23 protein-coding genes are annotated in these 17,616 nt (G+C 62.9%); 14 read left to right on the top strand and 9 right to left on the bottom strand.

Annotated elements, in window-relative coordinates; genetic code table 11:
- Positions 1-208 precede the first annotated feature (208 nt).
- The 8 genes from IVB13_RS12625 to IVB13_RS12590 are packed head-to-tail and all read left to right on the top strand — an operon-like array spanning position 209 to position 9,179.
- Positions 209-1,321, top strand: coding sequence for an NAD-dependent epimerase/dehydratase family protein (locus tag IVB13_RS12625; protein ID WP_026234015.1), 1,113 nt, complete (start codon positions 209-211; stop codon positions 1,319-1,321).
- A complete protein-coding gene (locus IVB13_RS12620) occupies positions 1,321-2,385 on the top strand; it encodes a GDP-mannose 4,6-dehydratase (protein WP_018460372.1) in 1,065 nt (354 codons plus the stop codon). The genes IVB13_RS12625 and IVB13_RS12620 overlap by 1 nt, the downstream gene beginning before the upstream one ends.
- Complete coding sequence (locus tag IVB13_RS12615; protein WP_247489078.1) at positions 2,382-3,668, top strand: TIGR04295 family B12-binding domain-containing radical SAM protein; 1,287 nt, start codon at positions 2,382-2,384, stop codon at positions 3,666-3,668. Before IVB13_RS12620 ends, IVB13_RS12615 begins: the two co-directional genes overlap by 4 nt.
- On the top strand, positions 3,665-4,768 hold the full coding sequence (locus IVB13_RS12610; protein ID WP_018460374.1) for a glycosyltransferase family 4 protein: 1,104 nt from the start codon (positions 3,665-3,667) through the stop codon (positions 4,766-4,768). The genes IVB13_RS12615 and IVB13_RS12610 overlap by 4 nt, the downstream gene beginning before the upstream one ends.
- Complete coding sequence (locus IVB13_RS12605; protein WP_018460375.1) at positions 4,765-5,895, top strand: glycosyltransferase; 1,131 nt, start codon at positions 4,765-4,767, stop codon at positions 5,893-5,895. The genes IVB13_RS12610 and IVB13_RS12605 overlap by 4 nt, the downstream gene beginning before the upstream one ends.
- Positions 5,892-6,980: a glycosyltransferase gene (locus tag IVB13_RS12600; RefSeq protein WP_204511967.1), complete on the top strand. Its 1,089-nt coding sequence runs from the start codon at positions 5,892-5,894 to the stop codon at positions 6,978-6,980. Before IVB13_RS12605 ends, IVB13_RS12600 begins: the two co-directional genes overlap by 4 nt.
- Entirely contained in the window at positions 6,977-8,101 is a 1,125-nt protein-coding gene (locus IVB13_RS12595) for a glycosyltransferase (protein WP_018460377.1), read from the top strand. Before IVB13_RS12600 ends, IVB13_RS12595 begins: the two co-directional genes overlap by 4 nt.
- A 10-nt stretch (positions 8,102-8,111) precedes the next feature.
- Entirely contained in the window at positions 8,112-9,179 is a 1,068-nt protein-coding gene (locus IVB13_RS12590; RefSeq protein ID WP_018460378.1) for a UDP-glucuronic acid decarboxylase family protein, read from the top strand.
- A gap of 43 nt (positions 9,180-9,222) precedes the next feature.
- Here the strand turns inward: IVB13_RS12590 and IVB13_RS12585 are convergent, their stop codons facing one another.
- Positions 9,223-9,483, bottom strand: coding sequence for a hypothetical protein (locus IVB13_RS12585; RefSeq protein WP_018460379.1), 261 nt, complete (start codon positions 9,481-9,483; stop codon positions 9,223-9,225).
- Positions 9,484-9,590: 107 nt separating this feature from the next.
- Positions 9,591-10,088: a ferritin-like domain-containing protein gene (locus IVB13_RS12580; RefSeq protein ID WP_026234016.1), complete on the bottom strand. Its 498-nt coding sequence runs from the start codon at positions 10,086-10,088 to the stop codon at positions 9,591-9,593.
- A 224-nt stretch (positions 10,089-10,312) separates the two neighbouring features.
- On the opposite strand from IVB13_RS12580, the gene IVB13_RS12575 reads away from it, so the two are divergent.
- The 4 genes from IVB13_RS12575 (at position 10,313) to IVB13_RS12560 (ending at position 12,627) form a co-directional block, all read left to right on the top strand.
- Complete coding sequence (locus IVB13_RS12575) at positions 10,313-10,900, top strand: NADH-quinone oxidoreductase subunit B (RefSeq protein ID WP_088930861.1); 588 nt, start codon at positions 10,313-10,315, stop codon at positions 10,898-10,900.
- A gap of 29 nt (positions 10,901-10,929) precedes the next feature.
- The gene (locus IVB13_RS12570; protein ID WP_026234018.1) at positions 10,930-11,799 is read left to right on the top strand and encodes an MBL fold metallo-hydrolase; all 870 of its coding nucleotides are present in this window, start codon (positions 10,930-10,932) and stop codon (positions 11,797-11,799) included.
- A gap of 73 nt (positions 11,800-11,872) precedes the next feature.
- Positions 11,873-12,208: a hypothetical protein gene (locus IVB13_RS12565; RefSeq protein WP_143273835.1), complete on the top strand. Its 336-nt coding sequence runs from the start codon at positions 11,873-11,875 to the stop codon at positions 12,206-12,208.
- A gap of 182 nt (positions 12,209-12,390) precedes the next feature.
- On the top strand, positions 12,391-12,627 hold the full coding sequence (locus tag IVB13_RS12560; RefSeq protein ID WP_083926601.1) for a DUF3551 domain-containing protein: 237 nt from the start codon (positions 12,391-12,393) through the stop codon (positions 12,625-12,627).
- Positions 12,628-12,736: 109 nt separating this feature from the next.
- Here the strand turns inward: IVB13_RS12560 and IVB13_RS12555 are convergent, their stop codons facing one another.
- The 5 genes from IVB13_RS12555 to IVB13_RS12535 all read right to left on the bottom strand — a co-directional run bounded on the left by IVB13_RS12555 (position 12,737) and on the right by IVB13_RS12535 (position 15,620).
- Entirely contained in the window at positions 12,737-13,597 is an 861-nt protein-coding gene (locus IVB13_RS12555; RefSeq protein ID WP_018460384.1) for an SIR2 family protein, read from the bottom strand.
- On the bottom strand, positions 13,598-14,077 hold the full coding sequence (locus IVB13_RS12550) for an NUDIX hydrolase (protein ID WP_018460385.1): 480 nt from the start codon (positions 14,075-14,077) through the stop codon (positions 13,598-13,600). It lies immediately after the preceding gene.
- A gap of 73 nt (positions 14,078-14,150) precedes the next feature.
- Entirely contained in the window at positions 14,151-14,936 is a 786-nt protein-coding gene (locus IVB13_RS12545) for a succinate dehydrogenase iron-sulfur subunit (RefSeq protein WP_018460386.1), read from the bottom strand.
- A gap of 38 nt (positions 14,937-14,974) precedes the next feature.
- Complete coding sequence (locus tag IVB13_RS12540; RefSeq protein WP_157643156.1) at positions 14,975-15,139, bottom strand: hypothetical protein; 165 nt, start codon at positions 15,137-15,139, stop codon at positions 14,975-14,977.
- On the bottom strand, positions 15,111-15,620 hold the full coding sequence (locus IVB13_RS12535; RefSeq protein ID WP_204511969.1) for a DUF2243 domain-containing protein: 510 nt from the start codon (positions 15,618-15,620) through the stop codon (positions 15,111-15,113). The genes IVB13_RS12540 and IVB13_RS12535 overlap by 29 nt, the downstream gene beginning before the upstream one ends.
- Positions 15,621-16,043: 423 nt before the next feature.
- Here IVB13_RS12535 and IVB13_RS12530 point away from each other — a divergent pair, with 423 nt between their 5' ends.
- Positions 16,044-16,259 (top strand): hypothetical protein, encoded by a 216-nt coding sequence (locus IVB13_RS12530; protein WP_018460391.1) that lies wholly within the window; start codon positions 16,044-16,046, stop codon positions 16,257-16,259.
- A 503-nt stretch (positions 16,260-16,762) separates the two neighbouring features.
- Here IVB13_RS12530 and IVB13_RS12525 read toward each other — a convergent pair.
- Positions 16,763-16,963: a hypothetical protein gene (locus IVB13_RS12525; protein ID WP_083926603.1), complete on the bottom strand. Its 201-nt coding sequence runs from the start codon at positions 16,961-16,963 to the stop codon at positions 16,763-16,765.
- Positions 16,964-17,137 (bottom strand): hypothetical protein, encoded by a 174-nt coding sequence (locus IVB13_RS12520; protein ID WP_162847264.1) that lies wholly within the window; start codon positions 17,135-17,137, stop codon positions 16,964-16,966. It abuts the gene before it with no gap.
- 270 nt (positions 17,138-17,407) lie between these two features.
- On the opposite strand from IVB13_RS12520, the gene IVB13_RS12515 reads away from it, so the two are divergent.
- Complete coding sequence (locus tag IVB13_RS12515; RefSeq protein ID WP_083926604.1) at positions 17,408-17,596, top strand: hypothetical protein; 189 nt, start codon at positions 17,408-17,410, stop codon at positions 17,594-17,596.
- The last annotated feature ends 20 nt before the right edge of the window (positions 17,597-17,616 follow it).

Raw genomic sequence — 17,616 nt, 5'->3', positions numbered from 1 at the left:
CTGCTGCACCGCGCAGATTCACCTGGGTTATTGATCCAGGTTAGAGAAATTTTCGTTTGTAGGTTTCGCAGGAACGAACATTCCTTGCACCGCTTCTACTTCCAAATGTGACTGGCGCGCCGGTCGCTCGACCAGAACAGCAGCGCGCTTTCATTCTCATCACGGATTGATCCCGCAGGATCGATCTTACGGCGGCACGGAGCGGTGAATGACGCGAGTATTGATCACTGGAGGTGCGGGATTCATCGGATCGCATGCAGCGGACGCGCTGCTCGCGGCCGGCTACGAAGTCCGCCTGCTCGACAATCTCTCGCCGCAGGTCCACGGAGGCAACCGCCAGCGTCCCGCCTATCTTGCCAAAGACGCGGAGCTCGTCGTCGGTGACGTCACCGACGCTCTCGCGGTCGATCATGCGTTGCGCGGCACCGACATGGTCCTGCATCTCGCATCAGCGGTCGGCGTCGGCCAGAGCATGTATGACATCGAACCCTACGTCAGAACCAACGAGCTCGGTACCGCCGTGCTGTTGCAAGCACTATCCAAGCGCCCGGTCGCGCGGCTCGTGGTGGCCTCGTCCATGAGTATTTACGGCGAGGGCCTTTACCGGAGCGCCGATCAGAGCGTGGTCGCCTGCGAGGAGCGGGCGGTCGAGCAGCTTCGCCGCGGCGATTGGGAGCTGCGCGATGCCGCTGGCAACCCGCTCGATCCCGTCCCTACGCCGGAGACAAAGCAGCCTTCGCTGAGCTCGATCTATGCGCTCAACAAATATGCGCAGGAGCGCATGTGCCTGATCACAGGCAAGGCGTATGGCATTCCGACGGTGGCGCTACGCTTCTTCAATGCGTTCGGGCCACGTCAGGCCCTGTCCAATCCGTATACCGGCGTACTGGCCATCTTCGCCGCCCGGCTGCTCAACGGCCGTCCTCCCCTCGTGTTCGAGGATGGCCGGCAGCGCCGCGACTTCGTCCATGTCCATGACGTCGCCCGCGCCTGCCGGATGGCGCTGGAGGCGGAGCATGCGCAGGACGTCTTCAACGTCGGCTCTGGTCAGAGTCGCACCATTTTGTCGGTCGCGGAGGATCTGGCCGAAGTCATGGGGCGCCGCGACATTGCGCCCGAGCTGACGCGGAAATATCGCGCCGGGGACATCCGGCACTGCTTCGCCGATATGGGAAAATCCCGCGACGTGCTCGGCTTCGAGCCTCGCGTCGCATTCAGGGACGGGCTCGAAGAGCTGGCGGAATATCTCGCCGACCAGATCGCCGACGATCAGGCGGAGCGAGCCACCAAGGAGCTGCAGCAACGAGGATTGGTCGCGTGATGAGTGAACGAGACAACAGACCCGTCCTGATCACCGGCGGCTGCGGGTTTATCGGCTGCAACCTCGCCGACCGCCTCGCGGAGCGCGGCGAGCCGGTGCTGATCCTGGATAACCTCGCCCGCACCGGCGTGCGGGAGAATGCGCAGTGGCTGAAGTCCCGGCATGGCGACCGGGTCACAATCACCGTGGCCGACATTCGCGAGCCGATCCCGGTGATCGACGCCGTACGCGAAGCCCGCGCCGTGCTGCACTTGGCCGCCCAGGTCGCCGTCACCGACAGCGTGAGCGATCCGGCCGCCGATTTCGAGATCAATGCGCGTGGCACATTGAACGTGCTCGAAGCCGTGCGCCTCCACAACAACGCCGCACCGATCGTGTTCGCCTCGACCAACAAGGTCTACGGACGCCTGATCGATGATGGCGACATCGCGCTCACCGGCCGCCGCTACACGCCGAAAAGCGGCCTGCTGGCGGCCGGCATCTCGGAAAATGCGCCGCTCGACTTTTACAGCCCCTATGGATGCTCCAAGGGAACGGCGGATCAATACGTCCACGACTATGCGCGGGTCTACGGCCTCCAGACCGTGGTAATGCGCATGAGCTGCATCTACGGGCCCCGTCAATTCGGCACCGAGGATCAGGGTTGGATCGCGCATTTCCTGCTCAGCGCTATCCGCAGCAAAGAGCTGACGATCTATGGCGACGGCCATCAGGTCCGCGATGCGCTTCACGTCTCCGACGCGGCCGCGGCCTGGCTCGCCGTGCTCGATGGCATCGCGCTCGCCCGTGGGCGCGTATTCAATCTCGGCGGTGGTCCGGCCAACGCGATCAGTCTGCTGGAATTGATCGACCGCATCACCGATCTGACCGGCCGCAAGGTGGCCTATCGCTTTGCCGATTGGAGGCCCGGCGATCAGCCCTGGTACGTGACCGACACGCGCGCGCTCTCCAGCGCGCTCGGCTGGGCACCTCAGATTTCATTCGCAGACGGACTCCGATCCCTTCACACCTGGCTGGCCGGCCGGTTCGGATCGTCACAAGACAACCGCGAGGCGCTCGCATGACGCGTGTTGCCCTCATCAACCCAAACTGGGACTTTGGCGGCAGCATCTATTTCGGCTGCCGATCGCCTCACCTTCCGCTCGAACTCGGGATCTCCGAGCACTACCTGAAGGCGGCCGGGCACAAGACGCTGCTGCTCGACGCCCACATGTTTGACCTTTCTCTCACCGAGATCGAAGCCGAGCTGCGCGCGTTCGGCCCCGACCAGATCGTCATCACGACAGCGCCGACCTATCTGTTCTGGCGCTGCGCCCCTCCCGAGCTCCGCGTTCCGCAGGAGCTTGCGATGGCGGTGCGCGACTTGGCTCCGATCCTCATCGCGGTGGGTCCCCATGGCTCGACCGTGCCAAGGGCGGCGCTTCGAAAGCTCGGCACCGACATCGTCGTGATGGGCGAGTGCGAGGCGTCCTTGCTGCGTCTAGCCAATGGCGAACGGGACTTTCCGGGCTTGTGCTTTGCCGATGGCGCATCGCTCCGCGTCAATGGCGGCCCGCAGGCCGTCGCGTTCAAGGATCAGCCGCCGCTCGACTGGCCGGAGGAGATGATCCGGCGACACCACCATCACCATCACCGCTTCGAAGCCGAGCCGCAGGCGCCAGGCGCCGAGGTCGAATCATCCAGGGGATGTCCGTACAAGTGCACGTTCTGCGCCAAGGAGAACTTTCGCAACGCCTACCGCAAGCGGCCCCCCCTTATCGTTCTCGAAGAGATCGACGGTCTGCGCCGTCAAGGCATCGAATATGTCTATTTCATCGACGAGATTTTCCTTCCGAACGCGGAGCTGCTGGAAGGGCTGACCACACGCGGACTGAAGTTCGGGGTGCAGACCCGCATCGACCTTTGGAAGCCGGACATGCTGGCTCTGCTCGGCCGCGCCGGCTGCGTCTCGATTGAAGCCGGCATCGAAAGCCTCACCGTCGAGGGTCGCGCCGCGCTCGCCAAGAACTGCAAGATGACGACCGACCAGCTTGCCGAACGGCTGGTCGAAGCGCGCCGTCACGTTCCTTTCGTCCAGGCCAATTTGATCGAAGTCCCCGAGGACGATGACCCCATCGTGCAGCGCTGGCGTCGCACCATGCAGGATGCCGGCATCTGGGCCAACGATCCGGTCCCGCTGTATCCCTATCCCGGGTCGCCGGATTATCGAAAGCTGTGGGGCGAGCCCGACGATTTCGCCTGGGAGCGCGCACACCGGCACTATCTCGCGATGTTCGACCAGTTCAGCGACGTGCAGAACGATCGCCCGGTCCCGCTCGAGGCTCTCGAACTGCAGGTGGCATCATGAGCCGCAGCTCGCAGCTCAGAATCCTGATGACGACCGATACTGTCGGAGGCGTCTGGACCTACTCGTCTTCTCTAGCTTCGTCCCTTGCTTCGAAGGGCGCCGACGTTACCCTGGTGACGATGGGCCCGCGCGCGCAGGCCGGCCAGCTAGAGATGCTGCGTGGTTCGCGGGTCCGCCTGATCGAAACGGACCTTGCACTCGAATGGCAGGATCCGGAAGGCCAAGATCTGGTCCAGGCCAGGCGCGTCCTTGCGAAGCTCGAGGCCGGAATCGTGCCTGACGTCGTTCACCTCAATAGTTTTCGCGAGGCGGCCTTCGCCTGGCGCGCTCCTGTGATGGTCGTCGCGCATTCCTGCGTCAACTCCTGGGGGCACGCCTGCCACGATACGAGCTGGCTCCGCGAACCGAAATGGCGCAGCTACACCGAACGGGTAACGGCCGCACTCGACACGGCACAGGCCTGGGTTTGTCCCAGCCAGTCCTTCCACGATGACATTGCGGAAATTTATCGGCCTCGCTCGCGCGGCATCGTGATCTGGAATGGAATTGGCCCTCAGGGCTTTGCGGGACGGAAGCAAGACGTGATCTTTGCGGCGGGCCGGCTCTGGGACCGCGCCAAGAACATCGAGGTCCTGGCGGCCGCGGCGCCTGGGCTGGACTGGCCCGTTCAGGTCGCGGGCCCGGCGGATGAGTGCCCTTCGGCTTCCATCACCTGGCTCGGGCATTTGCCTCACGAAGTCATGCGCGCGCATTTGCGGCAGGCCGGCATCTTCGCCAGCCCCGCGCTCTATGAGCCGTTCGGCCTCTCCGTTCTGGAAGCCGCGGCGGCGGGATGCGCTCTCGTCCTGTCCAACATTCCGACTTTCAGGGAATTGTGGAGCGGGGCCGCGCTCTTCGTCGATCCCACCGACAGCAAGGCGCTGCATCGAGCGCTCGCAGGTCTGTGCACCGACGATCGCGAGCGGGTGAGGCTGCAACGTGCCGCCTTTGAGCATTCCCTGACCTACTCGCTGACCCGAACCACGAGCGCCTATCTCAGCCTCTACGAGGAGCTGCTTGCCGTCCATCACGCGCCTGCCCCCATGGAGGTACGCGCATGAAATGCGTTCTATTCTATCACGCGTTCACCTCCTGCTGGAACAACGGCAATGCCCATTTCCTGCGCGGTTATGCCCGCGAACTTCACGCGCTCGGTCATGAGGTCGTCGTGTTCGAGCCGATCGACGGCTGGAGCCGATTGAATGCGATCCGCGAGGGTGGCAGTCAGACGATGGAGGATATTCCAACGCTGTTTCCCGGCATCGGCATCCGCCGCTACGACGCCTCCCTTGATCTCGATGAGGCATTGCACGGCGCCGATCTCGTCATCGTCCACGAATGGAATTCGCCTGATCTGATCGCAGACATCGGATCGAGACGGGCTCACGGCGCGCCCTTCACGTTGCTGTTCCACGACACCCATCATCGCGCCGTCAGCGCACCGGACGAACTCGCGCAGTTCGACCTCGACGGCTTCGACGGTGTGCTCGCCTTCGGCGAGGTCCTTCGCCAAATATATCTGAAGCTCGGCTGGGCGGACCGAGCCTTCACCTGGCACGAGGCGGCCGACATCGCCCTGTATCATCCGCTGCCGCATATCGAGCGCACCGACGATGTCGTCTGGATCGGCAATTGGGGCGACGGCGAACGCAGCGCCGAGCTCAACGAATTTCTGGTCGAACCCGTGGCCGAGCTGAAGCTGCGCGCGGGCGTCTATGGCGTCCGCTATTCGGACGCAGCCCTCGCGACCATTCAGGCGGGGGGCATTCGGTATGGCGGCTGGCTGCCCGCACACTGGGCTCCCATCGCTTTCGCCGGCGCACGCGCGACTGTCCACGTCCCCCGCGGTCCCTATGTCCGCTTGCTACCGGGCATTCCGACCATTCGCATCTTCGAGGCGATGGCGTGCGGCATTCCAATGGTCTCGGCCCCCTGGTCGGACGCGGAAGGCCTGTTCCCGGAAGGTGCCTATCTCAGCGCCTCCGACGGCACCGCAATGAAGCGGGCGCTTCGTGCGCTCCTCGATGACCGGGAATTATGGTCAGCCACGGTGGAGACTGGACTCCGAGCGATCAAGGAGCGTCACACCTGCCGTCACCGGGCGGAGCAGCTTGTCGGCATCGTGCAGGACCTCAGGGCTTCAAGCCACGCGACACAGCCCCTGCGATACATCGGAGCCTCCGCATGAAGATCTGCTTCTTCGGATCCAGCCTCGTCTCATCCTACTGGAACGGTGCCGCCACCTATTACCGCGGCATGCTGAAGGAGATTGCGGCCCTCGGCCACGACGTCACATTCTTCGAGCCCGATGCCTTCGAGCGCCAGGCCCATCGCGACATCGACGATCCCGACTGGGCGAAGGTGGTGGTCTACGCCGCGACGCCCGAGGGCTGGCGTAGCTCGCTTGAGGAAGCCGCCCGCTCGACCGACATGCTGGTCAAAGCCAGCGGCGTCGGCGTCTTCGATCGGGAGCTGGAGAACGCGGTCGCCGACATTCCGTCGAATGCAATGCGCATCTACTGGGACGTCGATGCCCCCGCGACGCTGGAGTCCGTGGCGGACAATCCAGACCATCATCTGCGCCATGCGATCCGATCCTACGACATGGTTTTGACCTATGGCGGCGGCGATGCTGTCGTATCCGCTTATCGCGGCATCGGCGCGCGAGACTGCGTGCCGATCTACAATGCGCTCGACCCCGCCACGCACTTTCCGGCGCCGCCCAATCCACACTTCACGTGCGATCTGAGCTTGCTGGCAAACCGCCTCCCGGACCGCGAGCAGCGCGTCGAGCGGTTCTTTCTCGACGTCGCGCGCCAATTGCCCGACAAAACGTTCGTGCTCGGTGGATCGGGGTGGGACTCCAAAGACACGCCATCCAATCTGCATAAGGTCGGGCATGTCGGGACCGGCGACCACAACGCGTTCTTCGGCTCCGGTCTGGCTACGCTGAACGTCAATCGCGACAGCATGGCGCGCTACGGCTTCTCGCCGCCAACGCGCGTGTTCGAGGCCATCGGTGCCGGAGCCTGCCTGATCACCGACCAGTGGGACGGCATTGATCATTTTCTCGAGCCAGATCGCGAGGTGCTGGTGGCCGCGAGCGGGGCGGAGGTCGCAGAGCATCTTGCCGCACTGCGCCCCGAGCGGGCTCAGGCGATCGCAGCGCGCGCTCGTGCGCGCATTCTGAGCCATCACACCTACCGGCAGCGCGCCCGCCAGTTCAACGATCTCTTTGCCGCAAGCAGTTCGCGAATCGAGGCAGCAGAATGAACCTCACCATCGTCGTCGTCGGTCTTTCGGTTACTTCGTCCTGGGGCAACGGTCATGCCACGACCTATCGCGCCCTGATCGAAGCCCTGGCACGACGAGGTCACCACGTCACGTTTCTGGAACGCGACGTCCCCTGGTATCGCGAGCATCGTGATCTTGCCAAGCCTTCCGGTTGGACTGTCGAGCTTTACCAATCCTTGAAGGACATCCCGCAGCGTTTCGGAAAGATGATCCGGGATGCCGATCTGGTGGTCATCGGCTCCTACGTGCCCGACGGCATCGCGATCTCCGAATGGATCACGACCCACGCCCGGGGGATTACTGCCTTCTACGACATTGACACGCCTGTCACGCTTGCGAAGCTCGAGCAGGGCCTGAACTATCTGTCCGCGGCGATGATCCCGCGCTTCGACCTTTACCTGTCCTTTGCCGGCGGCCCGGTGCCCGGCATGATCGAGGAGAACTATGGCAGTCCGCTGGCTCGGGTGCTGTATTGCAGTGCCGACACCGACATCTACGCGCCGCAACGCGCGGAGAAGAAATGGGCACTTGGCTATCTCGGAACCTACAGCGAGGACCGGCAGCCGGTTCTGGAGCAGCTGCTGCTCGCCCCTGCTCGCACTCTCTCACGCGAGCAATTCGTCGTCGCCGGCGCGCAATATCCCGATGAGGTGGTCTGGCCCGCCAATGTCGCCCGGATCGAGCACCTCACGCCCAAACATCATCCGGGATTTTACGCAGAGCAACGCTTTACGCTAAACGCCACCCGCGCCGACATGCGCGCGCTCGGCTTCTCGCCTAGCGTTCGGTTGTTCGAAGCGGCCGCGTGCGGCACGCCCGTCATCTCGGACCGGTGGCCTGGAATCGAGACCGTCTTCGAGCCTTCCCGGGAAATCCTGCTCGCATCGAGCCCCCGCGACGTCGTGGAGATCCTGCGCGACATGCCCGAGGAGCAAAGGCGCACGATCGCGGAAAACGCACGGCGCCGCGTTCTGGCTGACCACACCTCCGACCACCGCGCCCGGCAAGTCGAGACCTACTACGCCGAGGCGTCGGTCCGCCGCCGCCGGAAAGCCCCGCAACTTCCCGCCTCGCGTCCCATGCAGGTCGCTCAAATCTGAAAGGCAGCACATGACAGTTCAGACCCGCATCAACGCGTCCCGCCGCTCTCCCACCGTTCTGGTGGCCGGCGGCGCCGGCTTCATCGGATCCCACCTCTGCGATGCGCTTTTGCAGCGCGGTCATACCGTGATCTGCCTCGACAACCTGTTTACGGGAAGGATCGACAACATCCGCCCGCTGCTCAATCATCCGAATTTTCGCTTCATCGAACACGACGTGCGCGATCCCATCGAGATCGAGGGCGACATCGACCGGATCTACAGCCTTGCCTGCCCAGCCTCACCCAGGCATTACCAGAAGGATCCAGTCGGCACGATGAAGACCTGCGTGCTCGGCACCATCAACATGCTGGAGCTCGCGCAACGGAAAGGCGCCCGGGTGCTGCAGGCATCGACCAGCGAGGTCTACGGCGATCCCGAAGTGCATCCCCAGCCGGAAACCTATCTCGGCAACGTCAATCCGATCGGGCCCCGGGCCTGCTACGACGAGGGCAAGCGGGCCGCGGAAACGCTGATGTTCGATTACCATCGCATGTACGGCGTCGAAATCAAGGTCGCGCGCATCTTCAACACCTACGGACCCCGTATGCTGGAGAATGACGGACGCGTGGTCTCCAACTTCATCGTGCAGGCGCTTCGCGGAGAGCCGATCACGATCTATGGAGGTGGTACGCAGACCAGGAGCTTCTGCTTCGTCGACGATCTCGTGCGCGGCCTCCAGCTGCTCATGGAGAGTCCATCCTCGATTACTGGTCCGTGCAATCTGGGCAATCCCCACGAGGTCACCATCGAGGCTATTGCGCGGGACGTGCTGGCGTATACGGAGTCAATCTCGCCGCTCCGATTCGAGGAGTTGCCGAAGGACGATCCAAAGCGCCGCAAACCGGTGATCGACACAGCCGTTCGAGCGCTGGGATGGCGCCCGCGCGTGGCGCTCAAAGACGGTCTCAAGGCGACGATCGCCTATTTCGCCATGCGCATGGCCGGGGAAGCGCCGGCACTTGTTCCGGCCATTGCACCGCGCAGGAGCGGACGTACCGGGGCACGCGGACAGCTAACGATCGCCGATGGGCAGTAAACGGCAGAACGAGCCGAGGAACGCGCGGAACCCGCGCGAACTCTCAAGCCCGTGTAGCAGCCGCGCCACGGGCCCGCTTGCAGAAGTTCTCGAGATGGTACTGGTATTCGGAGATCGCGCGATTGGCCATCCGGATCCGGTTTTCCTGGCCTTCCTCGACCATCATGGTGATGCGCTGGGCCAGAAACACGCACGCCTCGAACTCATCGTGGATCGCCCCGCTGCGGGCCAGAAAGTCCCACGCGATCTCATAGGCCTGTTCGGCAGCGGGACTACGGTAGTCGCTGAAAATGATGTGCGCCATTACAGCCAAACGTGGATAAGAGGGTTCCGGTCCTGCGAGCCGATATGACCGCAGGCGGACTCGGCGGCCGAAGCCGCCGGTCTCGCCGTGGTGGGTGTGGAGTGCGATCAGGCCGCCTGGCGCTGATGCGCCAGATATTCCATTGTCACCTTCTCGACGTTCGAGTCGATCCAGGCGGCCATGCGCTGCTCCTCCTTCAGCGACGTCTCAAGAGGCTCCTTGGCCTCCGCGAACCCAGCGGCGCCGCAGAGGGCGAGCAAAGACTTGTATGCAGCAATCTCGAAATTCTCGAAGGCATTGTTGGCGAATGTGTTCTTGAGAATCTCGTCGCCGGCGACAGAGTGTGCCATGGCTTGCATGTTCGCCATCATGGATTGCGTCGTATCCTTGAGGCTGGAGGTGCTCTCCCCGCAGGCTTCCAGGCATCTCTCCAGCCGCTTCAGCTGCTCGTTGGTTTCCTGAAGGTGGGCGGCAACCTTGGCCTTGACCTCGGGATATTCGTCCAATCGTTCCGACTGACGTTCCATCAACTCTCGCGCCTGCACTTCCATCGCATGCGCATTGCGTAATCCAACCACGAATGTATCGCGGGCTGCGTTCGTCATTTCATGTTCCTCCATTTCACCGGCCTTGTCGCCGCCAACCGCAGTTTCGGTGGATCGTTCCTAGAGTGATCCGTGACGCCGACGCTGGGTTCCGGCCGCCGGACCCGAGGCTAACCTGCGATAACAGAACACAAATCCTCTACCGCCGCAGGAACGCTGCATACAGCCGACGGGTTTCCGGAGCGTGGTCGCATCGGCAAACGGCCGCAGCGCTCAGGAACAAAATGACAAACAGCTCTCCGCAAATTAGCAACCCAAGCCCTCCGCTTGGCCGGCCTGCACTTGGCCGTCCGGGCGAGAGACGGCCCGACAACACTTCCGATCCGTTCTTCATGACGATCCGCGACGATCTTGCGGACAAGGGCTTCTTCACGGCGAGCGCGGAGGAGCTGATCACCTGGGCGCGAACCGGGTCGCTGATGTGGATGACGTTCGGGCTCGCCTGCTGCGCGGTCGAAATGATGCAGATGTCGATGCCGCGCTACGACGCCGAACGCTTCGGCTTCGCGCCGCGCGCATCGCCGCGCCAGTCGGATGTGATCATCGTCGCGGGCACGCTCACCAACAAGATGGCGCCGGCGTTTCGCAAGATCTACGACCAGATGCCCGAGCCACGCTACGTCATCTCGATGGGGTCGTGCGCTAATGGCGGTGGTTACTACCACTATTCGTATTCGGTCGTGCGCGGCTGCGATCGTGTCGTGCCGGTCGACATCTACGTGCCCGGCTGCCCGCCGACCGCGGAGGCGCTGCTGTACGGCGTGATGCTGCTTCAGAGGAAGATCCGGCGGATCGGCACAATCGAGCGCTAGTGAGCTGACCAACTCGGACTTGAATGGACATGACGCAGATCCCGCTTCCCTCTTCCGCCGACGCGGAGCACGCGCAATCCGACCTCGACCGCAATGACAACACGCGGCAGATCGTCGCTGACGTCGCCTATCGTCAGCTCGCGATCGTCAACGTGATTTTCGTTGGCCTCGAAAACGCCGGCGACGGCAATTGGGTGCTGGTGGACGCCGGCATTCCCGGATCGGCTGGCGCCATCCGCTCCGCCGCGAAAGCCCGGTTTGGAGGAAACGGCCGGCCTTCCTGCATTGTCATGACGCATGGGCACTTCGATCACGTCGGCGTGCTCGAAACGCTACGGAATGAATGGCACGTGCCGGTTTATGCCCATGCGGCCGAGCATCCCTATCTGGACGGAAGCCAATCCTATCCGTCGGCCGATCCCAGCGTCGGTGGCGGGCTGCTCGCTCGGCTCTCTCCGCTCTTCCCGACAAAGCCGGTGGATGTCGCATCGCGCCTTTATGATCTTCCCTGTGATCACAGCGTGCCCTTCATGCCGGAATGGCAGTGGATCCATACCCCCGGCCATACCCCAGGGCATATCTCGCTCTGGCGCGAACGCGACCGCGTGCTGATTGCCGGCGATGCCTTCATCACGACGCGGCAGGAATCCGTCTACGCCGCAGTGACGCAAACGCCGGAGATGCACGGGCCCCCGATGTATTTCACCCCCGATTGGGGAAGCGCCAAGACATCGGTGCGCGCACTTGCCGCACTCGCTCCGGAGATCGTCGTCACGGGGCACGGCGCGGCCATGCAGGGGCCGCAGATGCGCGCGGCTCTCGATGCTCTCGCCCAACGGTTCGACGAAGTTGCCGTGCCTTCGCAATATCGACGCGGAGTCGTCGACGACAGAGCTTGATCACGCTGCACGGCTAGGAACGGTGGATGCTTCACATGATTGATCCGACATCGAAACCTCAAGGAGAAGACAGATGCGTAAGACAATCCTGACGATCTTTACGGCAGCAATGCTTGCAGGCGCTTCAGTCGGCGCAGCGTTCGCGCAAGGTGCTGGCGGTGGCGCCGGTGGTGGCGCAGGCGGCGCCGGTGGTGGGGCCGGAGGCGGTGCTGGCGGCGGCGCGGGCGCTGGTGCCGGGGCTGGCGGCGCAGGCGCAGGCGGTGCTGGAGCTGGAGATGGCGGCTCAGGCGGAACCGGCGGCGGCGGCGGCATCACCCATGTCGAGCGGGGCGGACAAGGTGCTTCCAGTCCTTCCGGCATGCGCAACGAAACGACCCCACCGTCCAACGGCGCCACGCCGCGTCGCTAGCGGTTCGCGGTTAGCAATCCTCCAAAGCGCGCCCTTGCTGTTGCGCGCATGAGAGCGGCCTCGGTGAGATCCTCTCCTCGCCGGGGCCGCATCGCGTTCAGGTCGCAATTAGAGGAGTCGGTAAACGTTGCACTTGGAACGCCGCTTCACGAGGCATGTTCAATGTTGAAATGGAGATTTCCATGAAGCATCGATTGCTCCTGGCCGCCGCCTCTCTCGCGCTCGTGACGGGCCTCGGCTCCCCAACGGCGGCCGTCGCACAAGACCGCTACTGCCTTCAGGGCCGCGTCTGGGGCTATCCGGGCAACTGCCAGTTCGCCAGTTACGCTCAGTGCATGGCGACTGCATCGGGAACGCACGCCTATTGCGGCGTCAATCCTCGCTATGCCTATGCACGGCGATATAGGGGATATCGGTGACCGGCCCAGGTGCAGACTGGTCATCGATCCTCCTTCTGACCGATCCCGCCGCTGAGCCGAGCGGCCCCGCGGCAGCAGAGCAAACGCTCAAGGCGCGCCAGGGACCGCTTTAGCTCTCTCGCTCGATACGCCGGCGGATGTCCAGCAAAAACTGGCTGACACCATCATCTGGGCTGACGCCGTCAGGCGACGCTATGGTGGTGATGCCCCAGTTCGCCAATACAGCCTCCTGCACCGGATTGCGCTGCGTGACGAACGCGAAGGACCTCGGTCGGTCCTGGCGGTGCCCGGACTCATCCCAACTCTGCCAAATCCGATGCAGCAGGAGCCGAATGTTGGGATCGGACATGCTGTATCCGATGAAAAGCAGCGTGCTGCCCAAGGCATCGGCGCGAAACCGGATATCGAGTGGCGAGTCGAACGCGAGCCGGTTGAGGAAGTCGGTCTCGGTCAAGACGAGCGAGGCATCGTCGTCGAAGTCGCCATGAAATTTGATGATGTGCGTGACGCCGGAACGGGCGCTTGCAATGTCCTTTGCGTTGCTGATCTTGGCATAGGGCTTTTCCAGGACCTCGAAGGCCGTCTCGAGGTTGCGGTCGTAGTTCGTGGTGTAAATGGTCGGAAAATCGAGCTCCACGATCAGCCGGTGGAGCCGTGAGGCCGCGATCCTGTCCGGGTCGACGCGCCAGTTGCGGTCGAGCCAGCTGCGGAGCGGGCCGATTCCGCCGCGCTTCAGCCGGTAGTACTCCGCCAGCATCTGATAGCCGCCGTGCATCCCAGCGATCACGTCGCGCTCAAGTCCAAGGTCATCCAGCAGATGGTCGATCAGAGATTGCCAGGACGGCAGGCCGACAGCCATCGAGACGCCGGCGCCGACGAACAGGATCGCGCAGCGTCGCTTGATCGCCGCGGCCAAGACCTCATGAGGCGGTCGCTCCTCGAATGCGAGTCCGGTCGGTTGCTGGTTCATCTACCTTGAATAACTGGACGAGACGCGGGTTCCTGGAGCCATGCCATCGCTCAGCGGTGAGGGGGCGGTCTTCTCCGTCTGCGCCGCGAAGCGGGCGATTAGACGACGAAGCTGCGCCTTGTGCACCAGACGGCCCGCCGTCTTCGGCGAGACCCAGATTGCTTCACGCTCTCCCTTTTCCGGCCACCAGCGCTCCTGCCCGTGGACCCTCATGGGAAAGACGGCAACGTTCATGGTCCGCTTGCGATCACCCTTCCGCTTGCGATGCTTGAAGGAGCCCAGCGCGCGCTTTGCGGTGACGCCGACGAGACCGGCCTCCTCGTACGCCTCGAGCGCAGCCGTACGGTGCGGCTCCGTCTTGCGCATCGGCGATCCCTTCGGGACACTCCACCTGCGCTTGCGCCTGGTCGTGATCAGCATCACGCGCAATTCGGAATTGTTCAGCATGAACGGCAACGCGGCGAATTGTTTCTTGCCCATCAGGCGCCTCCAGTTTGGTCGATAAGCCTACCCCGCAGCCATCGTTCCTTTATGCGCGAGTGTCCGTCCCCGATCAGAACTTCCGTTCGACCATCTTGAGGCGCAATCCGGAAATGGCTTCGCCCGGATTCAAGCCCTTGGGACACGCCTTCGCGCAGTTGAGGATGGTGTGACAGCGATAAATCCTGAAGGGGTCTTCGAGCTTGTCGAGGCGCTCGCCCGTCGCCTCGTCGCGACTGTCATTGACCCAGCGGGCCGCCTGGATCAGGGCCGCTGGGCCGAGGAAACGCTCGGAATTCCACCAGTAGCTTGGACAAGATGTCGAGCAGCAGGCGCAGAGGATGCACTCGTAGAGCCCGTCGAGCTTGGCCCGATCCTCATGGCTCTGTCGCCATTCCTTCGGTGGTGTGGGTGACACGGTTTGCAGCCAAGGTTCGATCAATGCGAGCTGTGCGTAGAAATTCGTCAGGTCGGGAACGAGGTCCTTGACCACTGGCTGATGCGGCAAGGGCAGCACGCGCAGCGGCTCGCCGTTCGGAACGTCCTCGCTCATGGACTTGGTGCAGGCGAGCGTGTTCTGGCCGGCGACATTCATCGAGCAGGAGCCGCACACGCCTTCGCGGCAGGACCGCCTGAATGTCAGCGTGGAGTCGATGTTGTTCTTGATCCAGATCAGACCATCCAGAACCATGGGCCCGCAATCGCTCATATCGACGAAGTAGGTGTCGAGCCGGGGATTGCGTCCGTCGTCGGGATTCCAGCGATAGACCTGGAATTCGCGCAACGATTTGCTGTCCGGCTTGGGCCAGATCCTTCCCTTTTCGACGCGGGAGTGTTTCGGAAGCCTGAACTCGACCATGTTACCTCCGGGAAGACATGAGGCGTGATAACCGCGCATCAGCCGGGATTGAAGCAGCGTAGTTGCAGAAGATCATCCAGCGACACACCCAACAGCACGATGCGAAAGGCCGGTGCTGTAGCGAGCATCAGCAGCAATATAAAAATGGCATAGACCAGAGCTGGCGAGGTCTCTCTAGCGAGGCTGTAGACTGCTTTCCGCATGGACCCTCCCTTGCGTGCCGGCGCGTGTCATGGCGGCGCCGATGACCAACATGGCCGCACCCCATAGCAGGAAGCCGATGTCCCAGAAGATGCGCTGCTCGTGAGGCACGGTCTCATTCACCTGGTGCAGCTTGAAGACCTCATGGTCAACCACGCCTTCAACCAGATTGAAGATGCCCCAACCGAGCAACACCGCGCCGAGACACTGGCCGCGCGACCAGTGGATGTCAGACCCGCGCGCCCGTTGCCACAGCACATACAGGCCGAGGAGCACAACAACATAGGCCGCGCTGTGGAAGATGCCGTCCCAGGTCGTGTTGAGCTTGACGTTGTCGATGGAGTTGAGCGGATACCAGCCGCTTAACATATGATGCCATTGCAGCAGCTGATGAAACACGATGCCGTCAAAAAACCCGCCCAGACCAAGCCCGAGAAGGACGCCCGCGGAAATCGGAAAGCTGCGTGAATTTCTGTGTTGCATGATTTTGCTCGTGCGCCGGTCGGCATCTGGATGATGGACAAACCGTCCTCAGTGCTGCCGTTCCTATGATCATGACGCACTTCCCGTGCCAATAACCTGCGTTAACCTGCGGGCTCGTGCCAGGATGCCGACATCAGGTGGAGCATCGCCCGGCTGCTTACGGCGGCGATAGGAACGTTCGAAACGGTCGCAGCGTCTTGTGAATCCAACATTGGAGATTCCACGTCGTATTTGCGATCAGATGGCACCCCGGCGAACAGCAGGTCGCATAGATGTCGCCGCCGATCATTCAGCGTCACCTGGCGATCCTGAGCAATCTCAGGGAAGTCGGCTAGAGCTTCACCAAGCGACAAAGGAGCGACGGTGGCCGTGTGTGTCCGCCCACGTCAAAGTCTTCGATGATTCCAATCGCGAGGAGCCAATATGGCGTATGCCCTGTTCAAGGACGGCGAAAAACTGAGCCGGACGTTTTCAACCAAAGAGGAAACCCTGAAAAAGGCCGAAGACGCCGGTCTGGTCGAAAGCGGCGGGGGTCAGCCCAGGCTCGAGGATGACCTGAAGATCAAGCCCTGCTCGCCCGACCCCGAACCTCGAAGCGAGGACGACCTCGATTGGACGCCGGAAAACCCGGCGTCCTGATCGCCGATCTAACAGCCTTTGCAGATGCTCTTGATCTTTCGATCGACGTGGGAATCCTGAGAGTTCTCCGAGCGTATTTCGGCGTCGCCCGGGATCGACGGACCGGGTGTCGCAGTTCCGTCAATCCGTCCGCTGCTGGTCCCCCCTGCGGGATTGCCGGCCCGCCCGACGGTGGTCGATCCTCGCGGCCCGCCACCGCTCGATTGGGCCGTTCCAGCGGTGTTCGTGCCGGTAGCCGTCGTGCCACGCGAAGCCGCGGCCGCGTCGCCTGGATTGCCCAGGCTGGGCGATGCACCGCCCGTCTGGTTTGTAGCTCCTGCAGACCCAAGGCCTGCCGACCCAGGGCTTGTGGCACCGCCGGTGCCGCCGCTCGTGCTGCTCGCGCTTGCTCCGCCCGATCCTCCCGAACCGCCGCCACCGCCACTCTGCGCCGAGGCGGCCCCTATCGACGCGGTCGCCAGGAACGCGATCAGCATCAAGCTCGAAGTTGTCTTAGCCATTGCTCAGCTCCTCTCACGATCGTCGTGCGTGTGATGTTGATCGCGCTCACCACCGCCTCCCGAGACGTGTGATTTGCGGTCGTTGGTAGCCGTTCCGGGCGCAGGGCGCTCATGCTCGCGACCTCCCTTTTCGGGGTGCTTGCGATCCTGCCGCGAGGAGCCCGGACCACCGAAGCGTTCACTGTCTGAGTTCTTGTGTGGCATTCATCGGTCCTGCTGGTAGCCTTGGTTTGTCGTGTTCTGCTTGATGTTGCCGTGACGACCCTGGGTGTCGAAGTTCTCGCGGTCGGGGACTCTTTCATCCGTCTCGATCCTGGGATCAGATCCGGGTCCCTTGTCGCTGCGCTGCTCTGGCGGTATGGGGGGCAATTTGGACATTGCATGCTCCTTGTTTCGGTCTCGCGACCTCATGCGCTGGCAATGAGATGGGGCGGCGGTCGTTCCTGATCGATGCTGATGCATGCCCCTAGGAACGAACGATTCCTGCCCGTGTTGACCCCGCAGTTCATACGGAAGGCTTTTTGTTCATGGTCCAGGCTCTATCGCGGGAAACGGAGAAGGACGGCACCCGGAAGCTGATGATGGCGGGATCGCTGGCGTACGTTGATCGCGTGCCACCACACCGACAGATCGCAGAGAGGACAAGTTATGCCGAAAGCGAAAGCGCCTGAAAACGACCCGAGAGAAACACCGGTCGACGATCCGCGACAGCAGACGGATTTGCCAACCCACCGGCAGACGGACCAGCCTTGGCAGGGAAATCCCGAGAAGGAGCAGATCGACCCAAAGCGTCCCCCGATTGATCTGGAGCGATGGCAAAAGTCGAATACCCACTAGCTGCTACGCATGCGCTTCGT

The sequence above is a fragment of the Bradyrhizobium sp. 17 genome, assembly GCF_023073515.1.
Classification (GTDB): Bacteria; Pseudomonadota; Alphaproteobacteria; order Rhizobiales; family Xanthobacteraceae; genus Bradyrhizobium; species Bradyrhizobium canariense_D.
The sequence above is the reverse complement of the archived record's forward strand: the minus strand, read 5'-3'. Positions and strand labels throughout refer to the sequence as shown.

Coding starts and splice junctions, on each gene's coding strand:
- IVB13_RS12560 (WP_083926601.1), top strand. CDS start 12,391: ATGAAGCATCGATTGCTCCTGGCCGCCGCCTCTCTCGCGCTCGTGACG.
- IVB13_RS12555 (WP_018460384.1), bottom strand. CDS start 13,597: ATGAACCAGCAACCGACCGGACTCGCATTCGAGGAGCGACCGCCTCAT.
- IVB13_RS12565 (WP_143273835.1), top strand. CDS start 11,873: ATGCGTAAGACAATCCTGACGATCTTTACGGCAGCAATGCTTGCAGGC.
- IVB13_RS12575 (WP_088930861.1), top strand. CDS start 10,313: ATGACAAACAGCTCTCCGCAAATTAGCAACCCAAGCCCTCCGCTTGGC.
- IVB13_RS12585 (WP_018460379.1), bottom strand. CDS start 9,483: ATGGCGCACATCATTTTCAGCGACTACCGTAGTCCCGCTGCCGAACAG.
- IVB13_RS12600 (WP_204511967.1), top strand. CDS start 5,892: ATGAAGATCTGCTTCTTCGGATCCAGCCTCGTCTCATCCTACTGGAAC.
- IVB13_RS12520 (WP_162847264.1), bottom strand. CDS start 17,137: ATGTCCAAATTGCCCCCCATACCGCCAGAGCAGCGCAGCGACAAGGGA.
- IVB13_RS12595 (WP_018460377.1), top strand. CDS start 6,977: ATGAACCTCACCATCGTCGTCGTCGGTCTTTCGGTTACTTCGTCCTGG.
- IVB13_RS12580 (WP_026234016.1), bottom strand. CDS start 10,088: ATGACGAACGCAGCCCGCGATACATTCGTGGTTGGATTACGCAATGCG.
- IVB13_RS12540 (WP_157643156.1), bottom strand. CDS start 15,139: ATGCGGAAAGCAGTCTACAGCCTCGCTAGAGAGACCTCGCCAGCTCTG.
- IVB13_RS12570 (WP_026234018.1), top strand. CDS start 10,930: ATGACGCAGATCCCGCTTCCCTCTTCCGCCGACGCGGAGCACGCGCAA.
- IVB13_RS12625 (WP_026234015.1), top strand. CDS start 209: ATGACGCGAGTATTGATCACTGGAGGTGCGGGATTCATCGGATCGCAT.
- IVB13_RS12605 (WP_018460375.1), top strand. CDS start 4,765: ATGAAATGCGTTCTATTCTATCACGCGTTCACCTCCTGCTGGAACAAC.
- IVB13_RS12530 (WP_018460391.1), top strand. CDS start 16,044: ATGGCGTATGCCCTGTTCAAGGACGGCGAAAAACTGAGCCGGACGTTT.
- IVB13_RS12610 (WP_018460374.1), top strand. CDS start 3,665: ATGAGCCGCAGCTCGCAGCTCAGAATCCTGATGACGACCGATACTGTC.
- IVB13_RS12590 (WP_018460378.1), top strand. CDS start 8,112: ATGACAGTTCAGACCCGCATCAACGCGTCCCGCCGCTCTCCCACCGTT.
- IVB13_RS12545 (WP_018460386.1), bottom strand. CDS start 14,936: ATGGTCGAGTTCAGGCTTCCGAAACACTCCCGCGTCGAAAAGGGAAGG.
- IVB13_RS12535 (WP_204511969.1), bottom strand. CDS start 15,620: ATGCAACACAGAAATTCACGCAGCTTTCCGATTTCCGCGGGCGTCCTT.
- IVB13_RS12615 (WP_247489078.1), top strand. CDS start 2,382: ATGACGCGTGTTGCCCTCATCAACCCAAACTGGGACTTTGGCGGCAGC.
- IVB13_RS12515 (WP_083926604.1), top strand. CDS start 17,408: ATGCCGAAAGCGAAAGCGCCTGAAAACGACCCGAGAGAAACACCGGTC.
- IVB13_RS12525 (WP_083926603.1), bottom strand. CDS start 16,963: ATGCCACACAAGAACTCAGACAGTGAACGCTTCGGTGGTCCGGGCTCC.
- IVB13_RS12550 (WP_018460385.1), bottom strand. CDS start 14,077: ATGGGCAAGAAACAATTCGCCGCGTTGCCGTTCATGCTGAACAATTCC.
- IVB13_RS12620 (WP_018460372.1), top strand. CDS start 1,321: ATGAGTGAACGAGACAACAGACCCGTCCTGATCACCGGCGGCTGCGGG.